At 71.1% G+C, this 15980-nt stretch carries 13 protein-coding genes; 5 read left to right on the top strand and 8 right to left on the bottom strand.

Annotation, left to right across the window (positions count from 1 at the left end):
• Positions 1 to 12: 12 nt before the first annotated feature.
• On the bottom strand, positions 13 to 1032 hold the full coding sequence (locus ACFXG1_RS23330) for a decaprenyl-phosphate phosphoribosyltransferase (protein ID WP_384707638.1): 1020 nt from the start codon (positions 1030 to 1032) through the stop codon (positions 13 to 15).
• Positions 1029 to 1652 (bottom strand): phosphatase PAP2 family protein, encoded by a 624-nt coding sequence (locus ACFXG1_RS23325; protein WP_384707635.1) that lies wholly within the window; start codon positions 1650 to 1652, stop codon positions 1029 to 1031. Before ACFXG1_RS23325 ends, ACFXG1_RS23330 begins: the two co-directional genes overlap by 4 nt.
• 202 nt (positions 1653 to 1854) lie before the next feature.
• Here ACFXG1_RS23325 and ACFXG1_RS23320 point away from each other — a divergent pair, with 202 nt between their 5' ends.
• Together ACFXG1_RS23320 and ACFXG1_RS23315 are read left to right on the top strand one after the other, a co-directional pair.
• On the top strand, positions 1855 to 3246 hold the full coding sequence (locus tag ACFXG1_RS23320; RefSeq protein ID WP_384707632.1) for an FAD-binding protein: 1392 nt from the start codon (positions 1855 to 1857) through the stop codon (positions 3244 to 3246).
• 98 nt (positions 3247 to 3344) lie between these two features.
• The gene (locus tag ACFXG1_RS23315) at positions 3345 to 4100 is read left to right on the top strand and encodes a decaprenylphospho-beta-D-erythro-pentofuranosid-2-ulose 2-reductase (protein ID WP_384707629.1); all 756 of its coding nucleotides are present in this window, start codon (positions 3345 to 3347) and stop codon (positions 4098 to 4100) included.
• Between the two features lie 70 nt (positions 4101 to 4170).
• Here ACFXG1_RS23315 and ACFXG1_RS23310 read toward each other — a convergent pair whose 3' ends face one another.
• From ACFXG1_RS23310 to glyA, 3 genes are all read right to left on the bottom strand, one after another.
• Positions 4171 to 4770 (bottom strand): 2'-5' RNA ligase family protein, encoded by a 600-nt coding sequence (locus ACFXG1_RS23310; protein ID WP_384707626.1) that lies wholly within the window; start codon positions 4768 to 4770, stop codon positions 4171 to 4173.
• Positions 4771 to 5091: 321 nt separating this feature from the next.
• Complete coding sequence (gene trpS / locus ACFXG1_RS23305) at positions 5092 to 6105, bottom strand: tryptophan--tRNA ligase (protein WP_384707623.1); 1014 nt, start codon at positions 6103 to 6105, stop codon at positions 5092 to 5094.
• A 125-nt stretch (positions 6106 to 6230) separates the two neighbouring features.
• Positions 6231 to 7499, bottom strand: a complete 1269-nt coding sequence (gene glyA / locus ACFXG1_RS23300; protein ID WP_384707620.1) for a serine hydroxymethyltransferase — start codon at positions 7497 to 7499, stop codon at positions 6231 to 6233.
• Positions 7500 to 7893: 394 nt separating this feature from the next.
• On the opposite strand from glyA, the gene rocD reads away from it, so the two are divergent.
• Both rocD and ACFXG1_RS23290 read left to right on the top strand, forming a co-directional pair.
• Positions 7894 to 9099, top strand: coding sequence for an ornithine--oxo-acid transaminase (gene rocD, locus ACFXG1_RS23295; protein WP_384744381.1), 1206 nt, complete (start codon positions 7894 to 7896; stop codon positions 9097 to 9099).
• 115 nt (positions 9100 to 9214) lie between these two features.
• Entirely contained in the window at positions 9215 to 9787 is a 573-nt protein-coding gene (locus ACFXG1_RS23290) for a carboxymuconolactone decarboxylase family protein (protein WP_384707615.1), read from the top strand.
• Between the two features lie 466 nt (positions 9788 to 10253).
• Here the strand turns inward: ACFXG1_RS23290 and ACFXG1_RS23285 are convergent, their stop codons facing one another.
• A complete protein-coding gene (locus tag ACFXG1_RS23285) occupies positions 10254 to 12605 on the bottom strand; it encodes a chitinase C-terminal domain-containing protein (RefSeq protein ID WP_384744379.1) in 2352 nt (783 codons plus the stop codon).
• A 454-nt stretch (positions 12606 to 13059) separates the two neighbouring features.
• Between ACFXG1_RS23285 and ACFXG1_RS23280 the strand changes: the two genes are divergently transcribed.
• Positions 13060 to 13920: an SDR family NAD(P)-dependent oxidoreductase gene (locus ACFXG1_RS23280; RefSeq protein ID WP_384707609.1), complete on the top strand. Its 861-nt coding sequence runs from the start codon at positions 13060 to 13062 to the stop codon at positions 13918 to 13920.
• A 130-nt stretch (positions 13921 to 14050) separates the two neighbouring features.
• Here ACFXG1_RS23280 and ACFXG1_RS23275 read toward each other — a convergent pair whose 3' ends face one another.
• Together ACFXG1_RS23275 and ACFXG1_RS23270 are read right to left on the bottom strand one after the other, a co-directional pair.
• A complete protein-coding gene (locus ACFXG1_RS23275; RefSeq protein ID WP_384723483.1) occupies positions 14051 to 15040 on the bottom strand; it encodes a malate dehydrogenase in 990 nt (329 codons plus the stop codon).
• A 201-nt stretch (positions 15041 to 15241) separates the two neighbouring features.
• The coding region (locus ACFXG1_RS23270; protein WP_384744376.1) for a DUF2690 domain-containing protein at positions 15242 to 15980 on the bottom strand (739 nt) is incomplete at its 5' end.

Here is a 15980-nt window from a genome sequence, read left to right as displayed (position 1 = left end):
ACCCCGGGCCCGTTACAGCCCGGCGACCGCCAGTCCGTACATCGCCGCCCACACCAGCCCGATGACGGCGAGTGCCCGGTCGCCCAGGACGACGTCCTCGGGTGCTCCGGCCGCGCCCCGGTCGGCGAAGACCGCGTACCGCAGCACCGCCAGGATGAACGCGATCACCGACAGCTGGCGCCACGGCAGCAGCGCCGATCCGGCGGACGCGCCGCCGCCCTCCAACGCCCACAGGCAGTACCCGAGGACGGCGACCCCGGCCGCGAGCTGCCAGACGAACCGCAGATAACCGGTGGTGTACTCGCCGAGCAGCGCGCGGGCCGCGCCGCGTCCGCCCTCCGCGCCCTCCATCTGCACGGCCTCCGAGTACCGCTTGGCCGCGACCATGAAGAGCGCGCCGAACCCTGTGGTGATCAGGAACCAGCGGGAGAGGGGGATGCCGAGCGCGACCCCGCCGATCATCGCCCGCATCAGGAATCCGGTGGTCACCACGGTCATATCGACGACCAGGACATGCTTCAGCCGGACGCAGTAGGCGAGTTGCATGACGAGGTACGCGATGATCAGCGCGCCCGTCATGGGGTTGCAGAGCGCGACGGCCCCGATGACGGCGAGGGCGGCGAGCAGCGCGCCGGTGGCGTACGCGAGGGAGACGGGTACGGTCCCGGCGGCGACCGGCCGCCGGCGCTTGACCGGGTGGGCCCGGTCGGCCTCGGCGTCCCGGGCGTCGTTGACCAGGTAGACGGCTGCCGCGGCGGCCGTGAACAGGACGAAGACGACGGCCAGGCGGACCGCGTTGTCCGGGTCGTCCAGCTCGCCCGCGGCGGCGGGTGCGGCGGCGACCAGCACGTTCTTGACCCACTGGCGGGGGCGCGCGGTCCTGACGAGCCCCGTCAGCAGTCCGGCCGCGCCCCGTACCGCCGTCGCGCGCCCCGCACGCGCCGCGTGTCCCGTGGGATCCGTGGGCGCGCCCGGTCCGCGCCGGGGCGGCTCGGGACGCTCCAGCAGGACGGCCCGGGGTTCGGTCGTCACACGGGCCTCCCGGCGCGGCGGGCGGCGGCGCGGGCCGTGAGACCGCCGATGAGGACCCCGGCGACGACATCGCTCGGATAGTGGACCCCGGCGACGACTCTCGACACGCACATCGCGGTGGCGGCGGCGGCCGGGACCGCCCGCAGATCCCGGCCGCCGGGCCGGGTCAGCAGGGCGCCGAAGGCGATGGCGGCGGCCGTGGCCGATGCCGCGTGGCAGCTGGGGAAGGAGTGGTGTCCGGCGGTACGGACGAGGGCGCCGCGCCCGTCGGACCCGGGCGGTCTGGGGCGTCGTACCACCCGTTTGACGGCCATTCCGGTGAGATGCGCGCCCACGACGACCGCGGTGGCCCGGAGCCAGGCCGGGCGGCGGGCGGGGTCGGCGGCGGCGCCGGTCAGCCCGGCGGCCAGCCAGAGTGCCGCGTGCTCCCCGGAGTAGGAGAGCGCGCGGGCGGCGGAGGCGACGGCCGGGTGGTCGCCGCCCGCCCGCAGCAGCGCGAGCAGCCGCAGATCGGCGCCCGAGCCACCGCCGGGTGCCCGCCCGGGTTCGTGCCCCGGTTCGTGCCCCGGTTCGTGCCCGGGTTCATCCCCCAGTCGCTCCGTACGGTCCACGTTTCCCATCTCCACCGCCCCTTCCCGGCACCGTCCGTCGCCGCTTCCGGCACCGTTTCCGTCCCATGAGCCGCAGCAGGCACGGGGGACTCTTCTGGGCCGTGCGCCGACTTTCACGTCACGCTCAGATGACACTCCTTTAATCACCCGTTTCGGCGAGTCCCCGAGGCACTCCAAAAATGTGGGCATAAGCGGCTATACGGTCGCGATTATGGTTGCCGACATCCGTACCACCCCCGTCGCCGACGCCGATGATCCGTTCGTGTCCGTCACCGGCTGGGGCCGTACCGCGCCGACGACGGCGTACGTCCGGCGCCCCCGGACCCCGGAACAAACCGCGGCGGCCGTACGGGAGTGGGGCGCGCGCGGCGGGATCGCCCGGGGACTCGGCCGCGCCTACGGGGACGCGGCGCAGAACGCGGGCGGCTGCGTCCTCGATATGACGGGCCTGGACCGGATCCACTCCATCGACGCGACCGCCGGGACCGTCGTCTGCGACGCCGGGGTCAGCCTGCACCGGCTGATGGAGGTCCTGCTGCCGCTGGGCTGGTTCGTCCCGGTCTCCCCCGGCACCCGCTACGTCACCGTCGGCGGGGCGGTCGGCGCCGATATCCACGGTAAGAACCACCACGTCAGCGGCGCCTTTACCCGGCACGTCGACGCCTTCGACCTGCTGACCGCCGACGGAACCGTACGGACCGTCACACCGGGCACGGAGCTCTTCGACGCGACCGCGGGCGGCATGGGCCTGACGGGGATCGTGCTCACCGCCGCCGTACGGCTGCACCGCGTCGAGACCTCGTACATGCTCGTCGACACCGAACGCGCCACCGACCTCGACGACGTGCTCGCCCGGCTGGCCGCCGACGGCGAACGGCACCGCTACTCCGTCGCCTGGATCGATCTGCTCGCGCGCGGCCGGGCCACCGGCCGCTCCGTGATCACCCGCGGCGAGCACGCGCCCCTCGACGCGCTCCCCGCCCGCGCCCGGCGCGCCCCGCTCGCGTTCCGCCCCGGCGCACTGCCCGCCGCCCCCTCCCCCGCCCTGGTACCGCCGGGTCTGCTGAACCGGGCCACGGTCGGTCTGTTCAACGAGTTCTGGTACCGGGTGTCGCCCCGCGCGGGCAGCGGCAGGCTCCAGCGGCTGACGTCCTTCTTCCACCCGCTGGACGGGGTGCCCCACTGGAACCGGATCTACGGCCGCGACGGCTTCGTCCAGTACCAGTTCGTCGTCGGGCACGGCCGGGAGGAGACCCTGCGCCGGGTCGTCCGGCGGATCTCACGGCGGGGCTGTCCTTCGTTCCTCGCCGTCCTGAAGCGGTTCGGCGCGGGCGACCCCGGCTGGCTGTCGTTCCCGGTGCCCGGCTGGACGCTGGCGCTGGACATCCCGGCGGGCCTGCCCGGCCTCGGGGCCTTCCTGGACGAACTGGACGAGGAGGTGGTGTCGGCGGGCGGCCGGGTCTATCTGGCCAAGGACTCCCGGCTCCGGCCCGATCTGCTCGCCGCGATGTACCCGAGGCTCGACGACTTCCGCGAGCTACGGGCCCGTACCGGCGCCGACCGGGTCTTCACCTCCGACCTGGCGCGCCGACTCGCGCTCTGACCCCGCCCCCTGCACCCGGCCCCGTATCCGGCACCCGCACCCGGCCCGTATCCGGCCCCGTATCCGGCCCCGGCCATCGATCTGAAGGAGCACCCCCGATGAAAGACGCCTTCGGCGCCCCGCAGTCCCTCCTCGTCCTCGGCGGTACGTCGGAGATCGGACTGGCCGTCGCCCGGCGGATGATCGCCCGCAGGACCCGTACCGTCTGGCTCGCGGGCCGTCCCTCGTCCGATCTCGACGCGGCGGCGGACGGGCTGCGCGCCCTGGGCGCCGATGTCCGTACGGTCGCCTTCGACGCGCTCGACCCCGCCGCGCACGAGGAGGTCATCGGCAAGGTGTTCGCGGAGGGCGACCTCGATCTGGTGCTGCTCGCCTTCGGGGTGCTCGGCGACCAGGCGAACGACGAGGGCGACCCGGCCGCCGCCGTACGCGTCGCCCAGACCAACTACACGGGGGCCGTCTCCGCCGGGCTGCTCTGCGCGACGGCCCTCCAGAACCAGGGGCACGGATCGCTGGTGGTGCTCTCGTCGGTCGCCGGGGAGCGCGCCCGGCGCAGCAACTTCATCTACGGCTCCAGCAAGGCCGGGCTCGACGCCTTCGCCCAGGGGCTCGGGGACGCGCTGCACGGCACGGGGGCGCAGGTGATGGTGGTCAGGCCCGGGTTCGTCCGGACGAGGATGACCGCCGGGCTGCCGGACGTACCGCTGTCGACCACACCCGAGGCGGTCGCGCTCGCCGTCGAGCAGGGGCTGCGGCGCCGGGCGGAAGTGGTGTGGGTGCCGGGTGCGCTGCGGCTGGTGATGGCGGCGCTGCGGCACGTACCCCGACCGCTGTTCCGCAGGCTCCCGGTCTGATGGCCGGTCCGATGGCCGGTCCGATAACAGCCCGAGAGCCGGTCCGATGACGGCCCCGATGACGCGCTTCTCAGGTCGTCGTGGCGGGTGAGGCGGGCTCGGCGCGGTCGTCGACAGGGGTGCCCTGTGCCGGTACGGCCCCGAGTCCGCTCCCGAAGGCGTACGCCCGCAGCTTCCGCCAGACCCCGTCCGCCCCCTGCTCGTACAGGGCGAACGAACCGCAGGTCCACGACGCCTCGAAGGCGGCCAGCTCCGTATATGCCCGGTCCATGGCCGCCTCGTCGATCGCGTGGGCGACCGTGACATGCGGGTGGTACGGGAACTGCAGCTCACGGGCGAGCGGCCCGGAGCCGCCCCGGACCCGCTCCTGGAGCCGGGCACAGGCGGCGGCGCCCGCGACGACCTTGACGAAGACGACCGGGGAGACGGGACGGAACGTTCCCGTACCCGCGAGCCGCATCACGAACGGCCGGCCGACGGCGGCGACCTCGCGCAGATACGCGTCCACGGACGGGAGCAGCTCCCGGTCGACCACGGTCGGCGGCAGGAGCGTGACATGGGTGGGAATGCAGTGCGCGACGGGGTCGCCGAAGGCCGCACGCCGCTCCTGGAGGAAGCTGCCGTGAGGCTCCGGGACCGCGATCGAAACGCCGAGCGTTACGGTCCCCACGTCTTTCTCCCGTCCATCGCGTCGTGACTGCCGCCGGCTTTCGCCGCGTGATGCGTACTGCGTACTGGTGCCTGTGGTCGTGCCTGTGGTCATGCGGTGCGGTGCGGTCGTGTGGTGCGGTGCGGTGCGGTTCGGCGCGACCCGTGGGCCGCCCGTCGCCAGTGTGGCCGGTGGGCGGCGGATGGGCCAGAGACGCAGAACACACCATCAATTGGTTCGAACGGACCACGAAAGCGATCCGCGACTGCTCGGCGCAGCCGCCCGGAGCGGGGTTCCGACGGCCGGAAGCGGCCCCGGACACCGCCCCGGACGGCGGTGTCCTCAGTGCTTGGCGGGCAGCAGGCCGATCCGGTCGTAGGCCGTCGCGAGCGACTCGGCGGCGACGGCGCGGGCCTTCTCCGCGCCCTTGGCGAGGATCGCGTCCAGTGATTCCGGATCGTCCAGATATGCCTGGGTACGCTCCCGGAACGGCGTGACGAAGTCCACGACGATCTCGGCGAGATCGGTCTTCAGGGCCCCGTACATCCGGCCCTCGTACTCCTTCTCCAGCTCGGGGATCGACCGGCCGGTGAGGGTGGCGTAGATGGTCAGCAGATTGCTGATCCCGGCCTTCTCGACCGGGTCGTAGCCGACGACCGTCCCGGTGTCGGTGACCGCGCTCTTGATCTTCTTCGCGGTGACCTTGGGCTCGTCGAGCAGATTGACCAGGCCCTTGGGCGTGGAGGCCGACTTGCTCATCTTGATCGACGGGTCCTGGAGGTCGTAGATCTTGGCGACCTCCTTGACGATGTGCGGCGCGGGGATCGTGAAGGTGTCGCCGAAACGAGTGTTGAAGCGCTCGGCGAGATCGCGGGTCAGCTCGATGTGCTGGCGCTGGTCCTCGCCGACCGGGACGGAGTCCGCCTGGTAGAGGAGGATGTCCGCGACCTGGAGGATCGGGTACGTGAACAGGCCGACCGTGGCCCGGTCGGCACCCTGCTTGGCGGACTTGTCCTTGAACTGGGTCATCCGCGACGCCTCGCCGAAGCCCGTCAGGCAGTTCATCACCCAGCCGAGCTGGGCGTGCTCCGGGACGTGGCTCTGGACGAAGAGGGTGCAGCGATCCGGGTCGAGACCGGCCGCGAGGAGCTGGGCCACCGCGAGGCGGGTATTGGCGCGCAGCTCGGCGGGGTCCTGCGGAACGGTGATCGCGTGCAGGTCGACGACCATGTAGAAGGCGTCATGGGTCTCTTGCAGCGCCACGTACTGGCGGATCGCCCCGAGGTAGTTCCCGAGATGGAACGAGCCCGCGGTGGGCTGGATCCCGGACAGGGCGCGAGGTCGGACGGATGCCATGGTCCTCATTCTCTCAGGTGCGGAACCGATCTCGGGCCGCCGGTGCGGGAAAGGGCGTGACCGTACGGGAGGGGACGCGTACGGGAGGGGACGCGGGACACCGCGCGGCCGGCCGGGCCGGACCGTCAGGTGGGGAGGCCCGGTGCGGGGTAGGCGGACATCAGCTCCGCGACCTCGGCCCGGATCGCCGTGAGCGCGGCCTCGTCACCGGTCCGGGCGGCGGTCACCCCCCGGTCGATCCAGTCGGCGACCGTCGCCATGTGCTCGGTACCCAGCCCGCGGGAGGTGAGGGACGGGGTGCCGATCCGGATACCGGAGGGGTCGAAGGGCTTCCTCGGGTCATAGGGGACGGTGTTGTAGTTGACGACGATCCCCGCCCGGTCGAGGGCCTTCGCCGCGATCTTGCCGGGGACGTCCCTGCCGGTCAGGTCCATCAGGATCAGATGGTTGTCGGTCCCGCCGGAGACCAGGTCGAAGCCCTTGGCCAGCAGGGCGTCCGCGAGGGTGCGGGCATTGGCGACGACCGCGTGGGCGTAGTCGCGGAAGGAGGGCCGGGCGGCCTCGTGGAGGGCGACGGCGATCGCGGCGGTGGTCTGGTTGTGGGGGCCGCCCTGCAAACCGGGGAAGACGGCCTTGTCGATGGCCTTGGCGTGCTCCTCGCGGGACATCAGCATCGCCCCGCGCGGACCCCTGAGGGTCTTGTGGGTGGTCGTGGAGATCACATCGGCGTGGGGTACGGGCGAGGGGTGCGCGCCACCCGCGATCAGCCCCGCGATATGGGCGATATCGGCGACGAGCACCGCCCCGGACTCCCGGGCGATCTCGGCGAAGGCGGCGAAGTCGATGGTCCGGGGCAGGGCCGTACCACCACAGAAGATGATCTTCGGTCGCTCCTTGAGGGCGATCTCCCGCACCTCGTCGAAGTCGATCAGCCCGGTGTCCCGGCGGACCCCGTACCGCACCCCGTGGAACCAGCTGCCGGTCGCCGAGACACCCCAGCCGTGGGTGAGATGGCCGCCCATCGGCAGGGCCATGCCCATGACCGTGTCGCCGGGGCGGGCGAAGGCGAGATAGACGGCGAGATTGGCCGGGGAGCCGGAGTAGGGCTGGACATTGGCGTGCTCGACGCCGAAGACGGCCTTGGCGCGGGCCACGGCCAGCCGCTCGACCTGGTCGATGACCTGCTGGCCCTCGTAGTAGCGACGGCCCGCGTAGCCTTCGCTGTACTTGTTCTGAAGGACCGTGCCGGAGGCTTCCAGTACGGCCCCGGAGACATAGTTCTCACTGGGGATCATCCGCAGGGTCACGGCCTGGAGCCGTTCCTCGTCGGCGACGAGCCCCGCGATCTCGGGGTCGGTGGCGGCCAGTGCGGGATGGGGCAGGGGGAGAGTCATGGTGTCCTCCGGGCTCACGAGTGGTCCGGGGTACCCAGGCGGGCGGCACCTCGTGTGCTCCTGCGGCACGCGGCTCCCTCGGGGTGATCTCCCCGTACGCCAGTCGCCGCGCGTACCGCCAACCCTATGCCACGGGATCACGGCGGGGAGCTGCCCGGCGCGGGGACGGCCGGGCGTGCGCCCGGTGCGGTGACGGCCGGGGCGACCGGGGGCGGCCAGGGCGGTGACGGCCGGGGACGGCCAGGGGCGGCCCGGGGCGGGATCCGGCCCGGGGAAGGCCCGGCCCGGCTGAAGGTTTCCCGGTCCGGTCGGCGAGTGACGATAGGAAGAGGGGCGGCGATCCCGCCCCACCGGAAGTGACGTCCGTCCGGCTCGCCACGAGAACGGAGACCCCGTGACTGCTTCGGAACGCGCCATCGCCACCGCGGAGGCCTACAGCGCGCACAACTACCACCCCCTGCCCGTCGTCGTGGCGACGGCGGAGGGCTCCTGGCTGACCGATGTCGAGGGCCGCCGCTATCTCGACCTCCTGGCCGGCTACTCGGCCCTGAACTTCGGCCACGGCAACCGCCGGCTGATCGCGGCGGCCAAGGCCCAGCTGGAGCGGGTCACCCTCACCTCCAGGGCGTTCCACCACGACCGGTTCGCCGACTTCTGCACCGGCCTCGCGGAGCTGTGCGGCATGGAGATGGTCCTGCCGATGAACACGGGCGCGGAGGCCGTGGAGACCGCCGTGAAGACCGCCCGGAAATGGGGCTACCGGATCAAGGGCGTCCCGGACAATATGGCCAAGATCGTGGTCGCCGCGAACAACTTCCACGGCCGGACCACAACGGTGATCAGCTTCTCGACCGACCCCGAGGCCCGGGAGGACTACGGCCCGTACACCCCCGGCTTCGAGATCGTGCCCTACGGGGACCCCACGGCGATGGCGGCGGCCCTGACGGAGAACACCGTCGCCGTACTGCTGGAGCCGATCCAGGGCGAGGCCGGGGTGCTGGTCCCGCCGCGGGGCTATCTCGCGGAGGTACGGCGGCTGACCGAGGAGCGGAACATCCTCTTCCTGGCCGATGAGATCCAGTCCGGTCTCGGCCGGACCGGCCGGACCTTCGCCTGTGAACACGAGGGCGTCGTCCCCGATATGTACATCCTCGGCAAGGCGCTGGGCGGCGGGATCGTCCCGGTGTCGGCGGTGGTGTCGTCGCGGGAGGTGCTCGGGGTGTTCCGGCCGGGCGAGCACGGTTCGACGTTCGGCGGCAATCCGCTGGCGTGCGCGGTGGCGCTGGAGGTGATCGGCATGCTCCGCACCGGCGAGTACCAGCAGCGGGCCACCGAGCTGGGCGAGCACCTCCACCGCGAGCTGGGCGTGCTCACCGGCGGCGGCGCCGTGGAGGCGGTCCGCGGCCGCGGACTCTGGGCGGGCGTCGACATCTCCCCCGCGTACGGCACGGGCCGGGCGATCTCCGAGCGGATGATGGAACGCGGGGTGCTGGTGAAGGACACCCATGGCTCGACGATCCGGATCGCCCCGCCCCTGGTGATCACCAAGGAGGATCTGGACTGGGGCCTGGACCAGTTGCGGGCGGTCCTCGCCACCTGAGACCGACCGAGACCGACTAAGCCCGGCCGAATCCGATGGAATCCGGCGGAACACTGCCGAAAACGGCTGAATCCATCGGGGTGCGGCCCGGGGGCCCGGCATTAGATTCCCCGCTATGACGACATCCGACAACGGCGACCGGGCGGCCACGGCACCGGCACCGGCACAAGCACCGGCGGCCGGACGGGCCCCCGACCGGTTACCCGAGCAACCCCCTCGTATCGACCTCGGCGCGCTCGACTCGGGCGTCCACCGGGCGATGAACCAGCTGGACCGGGCCGTCCACAAGGTGGTCGACCCGGTCCTGCACGAGCTGGTGAAGATCCGCGCGTCGCAGATCAACCGCTGTGCGTTCTGTATCGATATGCACACCAAGGACGCGCTGGCGGCGGGCGAGACCGTGGAGCGGATCGTCCAGCTCCCGGCCTGGCGGGAGTCGCGCCACTTCTACTCGGCGAAGGAGGTCGCCGCCCTCGATCTGACGGAGGCGATCACCGTACCGACGGAGGGTTCCGTCCCCGACGACGTCGTCGAGCGGGCGGCGAAGGAGCTGGAGCCCGCCGAGCTGACCGGGGTGATCGCGGCGATCAACCTCATCAATATGTGGAACCGCCTGTCCCTCACGGCACGGATGGCGCCCGGCCACTACGAGCCGGGGATGTTCCCCTTCCCCGTCCGCGGGGACTGAGCCGATCCCCCCGAACGCGGCCCGTCCTCCGCCGAACGCGGGCGGCGGAGGACGGTGCGAGCCGGGGCGACCGCGGCCGGAACCCGGCCGGCGAATAGCCGGGAGGGCCGACAGTGTTCCCCGGTGAACAGGGGCACCCGTTCAGAAGTCGAATCTACGGGCCCGCGCCGGGGGTTACTTGACCTTCCGTGCGGACTTCATTGACATCCCCCGCACCGTTCGGCAACCGGTCCGCGCCGTGCTCGCCACCGCCCCGCCCGCCCTCCGGCCCGTCCACCGGCCCGCTCTCCCGCCCGTCCACCGGCCCGCTCTCCCGCGCATACGAAGAACCCGGCGGCGCAGGGTCAGGGACTGCGCCGCCGGGTTGTCATCGGATGCTGTTCAGTTGTGGTGTTCGGTCGCGATGTGCCGGTTGCCGGTCCGCGCCGCTACCGGTGGTACGGCGCGGACCGTCAGGAGCGGCGGATCAGCAGGGGCCGAGGTCCTGCCAGACGCCCCACTGGCCGGTGGTCCCGGGCTCCTCGCCCTTCGTCCACCACTTGGACTTCCAGTTCTTGCCCTGGTGGGAGACCTGCGTCCCGGTGGGGTACTCGGTGTTCCGGTCCCACGGCGGCGAGGTGCAGACACCGCCGGTGTTGGTGCCACCGTTGTTCGCGCCGTTGTTGGCACCGGTGTTGGTGCCACCGTTGTTGGCGCCGTTGTTCGCGCCGGTGTTGGTGCCACCGTTGGTGGTTCCGCCGCCGGGCTCGACGATCGTCGTACCGCGGGCCAGGTCACCGGCGATGGAGTAGGACTTGCCACCGAAGGTGACCGTCCAGTTCGACGGGGTCGAGGTCGGCAGGTAGTAGACGAAGTCCAGCTCGACCGAGGCCCCAGGAGCCACCGACTGCCAGGCCGGGAGCTTCAGCGACATCCGGTGGAAGTCGCCCTTCAGGCCACCGACGTTCGGACCCGTGTGGTCGCTGCGGACGATCGTCGCGCCGAAGCCGGACTGGTCCTTGGCGTTGTTCGGCGCGGAGGTCGCGTAGTCGAACTGGAACTCCGTACCGCCGGGCAGGGTCGCCGTGGTGTTGTTGGTGATCTTCAGCTTCGGGCTGATCGGGTAGTTGCTGTCACCCAGCGCGAACTGGTTGAACTCGACACCGACCTTGATCGCCTCGGTCGGCAGGGCGATGTTGGACTTCTTCGCCCCGTACGGCGCGGCCGCCTTGTACTTGTTGTACATCAGGGAGATCAGCGACGAGCCGGGCTCGTACTGGCCCTTGGCGGTGTTGTAGTCGTAGTCGCCCGCCAGCTCCCAGATCATGGTGCCGCCGAGGCCGTTGTTGACCACGTAGTCGGCCTTCGCACCCATGGACTGCTCGTCCTCGGTGGAGATGAAGACCTTCTTCTGCGCGTTCCACAGCCACGGCGCGACCAGGGTCGAGTCGTACTTGCGGACGTAGGTGCCGGTCAGCTTGGTGTCCGCGGGCAGACCGAACTTGGGCAGGTAGTCGGGGACGATCCCCTTCTCCAGGTTCTTGGCGTGCCACATCGGGTTGAAGCCCGCCGGGGACTCCTGGCCGTTGGTGTCCTTGTCGTGCCAGACGTTGTCGATGCCGACGGCACCGTCACCGCACTTGGTCAGACCGGAGCCGGGCGGACAGGTGTTCGCGACCGACTTGCCCCACAGTCCGTCGGTACCGCCCTGGACGTTCTTCCAGCCGCGGGTGTAGGTCGGCACACCGATATTGATCCGGCCGGCCGGCATCGAACCGCGGAAGTAGTGGTACGCCCAGTCCGTGTTGAGGTAGCCGATCCCGCCGTACTGCGAGGTGTTGTAGATCGGCGCCAGCTCGGTGTCCTTGCCGTCGTCGTAGAGCGCGGCGTTCGGACCCACGTGCTCGTTCCACGTGCCGTGGAGGTCGTACGACATGATGTTGAGGTAGTCGAGGTACTTCGTGGTCTCGAACGTCTCCATGCCGCGCAGCAGATAGCCGGAGGACGGCGCGGCGACGGTCAGCAGATAGTGCTTGCCGTCGGCGGCGCTGGCCCGGTCCAGCTTCTCCCGCAGGGTCTTCATCAGGACGCTGTAGCTCTTGTTGAGCCCGGCGCGGCGGGCGTTGGCCATCGGCCAGTCGGCCGGGTTGCCCGCGTCCTTCATCGAGGTCGGGTACTCGTAGTCGATGTCGACGCCGTTGAACCCGTACTTGCGGATGAACTCGACGGAGGAGTCGGCGAAGGCGTTGATGCCCGCCGTGTTCACCGAGCCGTCGGCGTTCGTCGTGGTCTTGTAGAAGCCACCGCTGTCCGTCCAGCCGCCGACCGAGATCAGCGTCTTGACGTCCGGGTGCGCCTTCTTGAACTTGTTGAGCAGGTTGAAGTGGCCCTTGTACGGGAGCGTCGGGTCCATCTCGGCCCCGGCGACGCCCGGCCAGGTCATCCCGGTGTTGGGGTTGTCCGCGGTGTCGGCGCCAACGGTGATCTTGTTGGCGGCGTCGATACCGGCGAACGCGTAGTTGATGTGGGTGATCTTGTCCCACGGAATGTTGTTGGCGAGGTAGGCGGGCCTGCCGTCCTTGCCGGTACGCCAGTTGGCGAAATAACCGATGATGCGGCGCTGGTGGTCGGCGCCCATCTTCTCGCGGCCTTCGGCGTCGTACACGGAGCAGTACGGGACGTCGACGCCCGGGGTCGTGTACAGCCCGTCGGGGCGACACGTCGACTGAGGTGAGGCGGCCTGAGACACGCCTGACGAGAGCGTCGTCGCCAGCAGCGCGCCGACGGCGGCGGCGCCGGCGGCGAACAGCGTCGCTCTCGTTCGTCGGGGGGACAGCACGTTCGGATCCTCCAGGTGGGGGGCCCGCGTCCGTCACGGGACGCAGGGTGTTCGGCCAGCGCAACTCGCTTGGGGGGTGGGCTCGTTGACCCCGGGCTTTCGTGCTGCTCCCGGGGTCGGATCCGCAGAGGTGAACGAGACATTAAGAGGACTAGACCAACCCGTCAATAGGTCTGGACCTTTACACCGTGATTCGCATATCCCTTATGCCCCACCCGGGTACGGCACGTCCGGGCCCTGACCGGGGACTGAGGGGGCGGAGCCGCACGAACGGCGCCCCGGCTTCATGAAAGAACTTTCACCCCGGACGGCGCCGAGTCCCCCACTTCCCCGGCAAACGAGACGAGACGAACCGTCTTGCAATCTCCGTGCCGACCCTCTAAAGTCATCACCACGACAACGAGACGCTCCGTCTCGCAAGTGAGTCGTACCCCAGGTAACCGAAGGAGCCCGTGTGACCACCTCACCCGACCGCGTCTGGTTCATCACCGGCGCCAGCCGCGGCCTGGGCCGGGCCTTCGCCGAGGCGGCCCTGGCCGCGGGCGACCGCGTCGTCGCCGCGGCCCGCGACACCGGACCGCTCGACGAGCTGACCGCCGTCCACGGCGAGCGGCTGCTCGCCCTCCCCCTTGACGTCACCGACCGCGCGGCCGTCTTCACCGCGGTCGACCGGGCCTTCGCCCACTTCGGACGGCTCGACGTGGTCGTCAACAACGCGGGCTACATGGCCATGGGCATGATCGAGGAGTTCACCGAGGAGCAGGCCCGCGCCCAGCTGGACACCAACTTCTTCGGCGCGCTCTGGGTCGGCCAGGCCGTCCTCCCCCGGCTGCGCGACCAGGGCTCCGGCCATATCCTGCAGATCTCCAGCATCGGCGCCCTCGGCGGCTTCCCCCTCACCGGCCTCTACAGCGCCAGCAAGTTCGCGCTGGAGGGGCTGAGCGAATCGCTCGCGGCGGAGGCCGGGCGATTCGGCGTCAAGGTGACCATCGTCGAGCCCGGCGGCTACTGGACCGGCCTGTACACCAAGGGTCTGACCATGACGGAGCCGCTGGACGCCTATGCCGGTCTGCGGGCCGACCTCCAGCGGCAGTTCGCCGAGGGTTCCAAGGACAGCCTCCCCGAACTCGCCGCCGATGCCGTGCTGAAGCTGGTCGCCGACGACGACCCGCCGCTCCGGCTGCTGCTGGGCAGCCTCGCCTTCGACGTCGCGATGACCACGACGGAGGCACGTCTGGAGACCTGGCGCGCCTGGGAGTCCACCAGCCGCGCGGCGGAGGACGCGGTCCCGGCGCCGGAAGGGTACGGGGCGTAGGCCGTCTCTTGTGGATCTTGCCGGGCTCGCGTGCCCCGGCAGCCGCCCTCGCACGCGGAGTACGACGGACCCCGGGTCCGGCCCCATGACCGGGGCCGGACCCGGGGTCCGTCGCGTGCTGCCGTACGGCTCAGAGGAGGCCGAGGGCGCGGACCGCGTCGCGCTCCTCCGCCAGCTCCTGGACCGAGGCGTCGATCCGGGTACGGGAGAACTCGTTGATCTCCAGACCCTGCACGATCTCGTACTTCCCGTCCTTGGTGGTGACCGGGAAGGAGGAGATCAGGCCCTCCGGGACGCCGTACGAGCCGTCCGACGGGATGCCCATGGAGGTCCAGTCGCCGTCGGCGGTGCCGTTGACCCAGGTGTGGACGTGGTCGATCGCCGCGTTCGCCGCCGACGCCGCCGAGGACGCGCCGCGGGCCTCGATGATCGCCGCGCCGCGCTTGGCGACGGTCGGGATGAAGGTGTCCGCGAGCCACTTCTCGTCGTCGACGACCTCAGCGGCGTTCTTGCCCGCGATCTCCGCGTGGAAGATGTCCGGGTACTGGGTGGCCGAGTGGTTGCCCCAGATCGTCAGGCGCTTGATGTCGGAGACCGTGGCGCCCGTCTTCGCCGCGAGCTGGGAGATCGCCCGGTTGTGGTCGAGGCGGGTCATCGCGGTGAACCGGTCGGCCGGTACGTCCGGCGCCGCGGCCTGGGCGATCAGCGCGTTGGTGTTGGCCGGGTTGCCCACCACGAGGACCTTGATGTCGTCCGCGGCGTGGTCGTTGATGGCCTTGCCCTGCGGCTTGAAGATGCCGCCGTTGGCCTCCAGCAGGTCGCCCCGCTCCATGCCCTTGGTCCGGGGGCGGGCGCCGACCAGGAGGGCGACGTTGGCACCGTCGAAGGCGACGTTCGGGTCGTCGGTGATGTCGATGCCGCGCAGCAGCGGGAACGCGCAGTCGTCCAGCTCCATCGCGGTGCCCTGGGCGGCGCCGAGGGCCGGGGTGATCTCGAGAAGGCGCAGCTTGACCGGCACGTCCGGGCCGAGCAGGTGGCCGGAGGCGATGCGGAACAGCAGCGCGTAGCCGATCTGGCCGGCCGCGCCGGTCACGGTGACGTTGACGGGAGTGCGGGTCATGGCGATCTCCGTAAGACAGCTGGCGGTGGGGGTCCCTGCCCCTGGGTCGGATCTCTCCCCGCATCGCTCTCCGGGTCGGCGGCGCCGGGGGACCGGGGGTCCCCGTGAACCGCTTCTCACGAATCTTGATGTGAAGAGATTTCTCGGCGTCAGGCTATCCGACCCGGGCCGCCGTGGTCGTTCGGCCCCTCGTTGCCTTGCTCACTGCACCACCGTGCAGGCCGTGGTGCCGTTCGTCAGCTCGGCGCACGCCTTGGCGTCGGAGCCCTTGCCGGCCGCCGTCATCGGGGTGTAGGCGTCGCTCTCCCCGTTGACCGTGCCCCGCTGAACGCCCTTGCCGCCGACGCTGATGCGGACGGAGTCGCCGGTGGAGGCGTCCACGAGCCGGGCCCAGGCCGCCTGGCAGACCTGGCTGAAGCGGACCTCGATCCGGGCCTTGCCGACGGTCGCCTGGGAGACCGTACGGGCGAGACCGGCGCCGCAGCCCATCGCCTCCGGATTCTTGCCGTTGCACGCGGTACCGGTGCACTTGACGCCCGCGGGCGGCGCGGACGGGCCGGGGGAGGTTCCAGGGCCGGAACCGGTACCCGTACCCGTACCGGTGCTCGCGCCGGATGAGGTGGGCGGGACCTTGGCCACCGTCTCCGTACGGTCGCGCCCGGTGTCGTCGCCGTCGCCCGTACCGCCGAGGTCGGTGAAGAGGACCGCGGCGGCGACCAGGACGAGCGCCCCGACGACGCCCGAGAGGAACAGCAGGATCCGGCGCTTGTCGACCCCGGGCGCCGGACGGGCCCCGGGCGCCGGGGCCGGGGCGGCGGCGGGAGCGGGGGCGGGAACGCGGCCTCGATCTGCTCTGTGTGGACGCGGTACCAGGGTCCGTCCCAGCCTCCCGGCGTTGTGCTGTGGCTGATCGGGCGAGTGTGCGACGACCGCACTGCGC

This window comes from Streptomyces sp. NPDC059248 (genome assembly GCF_042753905.1).
Taxonomy (GTDB): Bacteria; Actinomycetota; Actinomycetes; order Streptomycetales; family Streptomycetaceae; genus Streptomyces.
The sequence above is the reverse complement of the archived record's forward strand: the minus strand, read 5'-3'. Positions and strand labels throughout refer to the sequence as shown.

Coding starts and splice junctions, on each gene's coding strand:
- ACFXG1_RS23325 (WP_384707635.1), bottom strand. CDS start 1,652: ATGGGAAACGTGGACCGTACGGAGCGACTGGGGGATGAACCCGGGCAC.
- ACFXG1_RS23320 (WP_384707632.1), top strand. CDS start 1,855: ATGGTTGCCGACATCCGTACCACCCCCGTCGCCGACGCCGATGATCCG.
- ACFXG1_RS23315 (WP_384707629.1), top strand. CDS start 3,345: ATGAAAGACGCCTTCGGCGCCCCGCAGTCCCTCCTCGTCCTCGGCGGT.
- trpS (WP_384707623.1), bottom strand. CDS start 6,105: ATGGCATCCGTCCGACCTCGCGCCCTGTCCGGGATCCAGCCCACCGCG.
- glyA (WP_384707620.1), bottom strand. CDS start 7,499: ATGACTCTCCCCCTGCCCCATCCCGCACTGGCCGCCACCGACCCCGAG.
- ACFXG1_RS23290 (WP_384707615.1), top strand. CDS start 9,215: ATGACGACATCCGACAACGGCGACCGGGCGGCCACGGCACCGGCACCG.
- ACFXG1_RS23275 (WP_384723483.1), bottom strand. CDS start 15,040: ATGACCCGCACTCCCGTCAACGTCACCGTGACCGGCGCGGCCGGCCAG.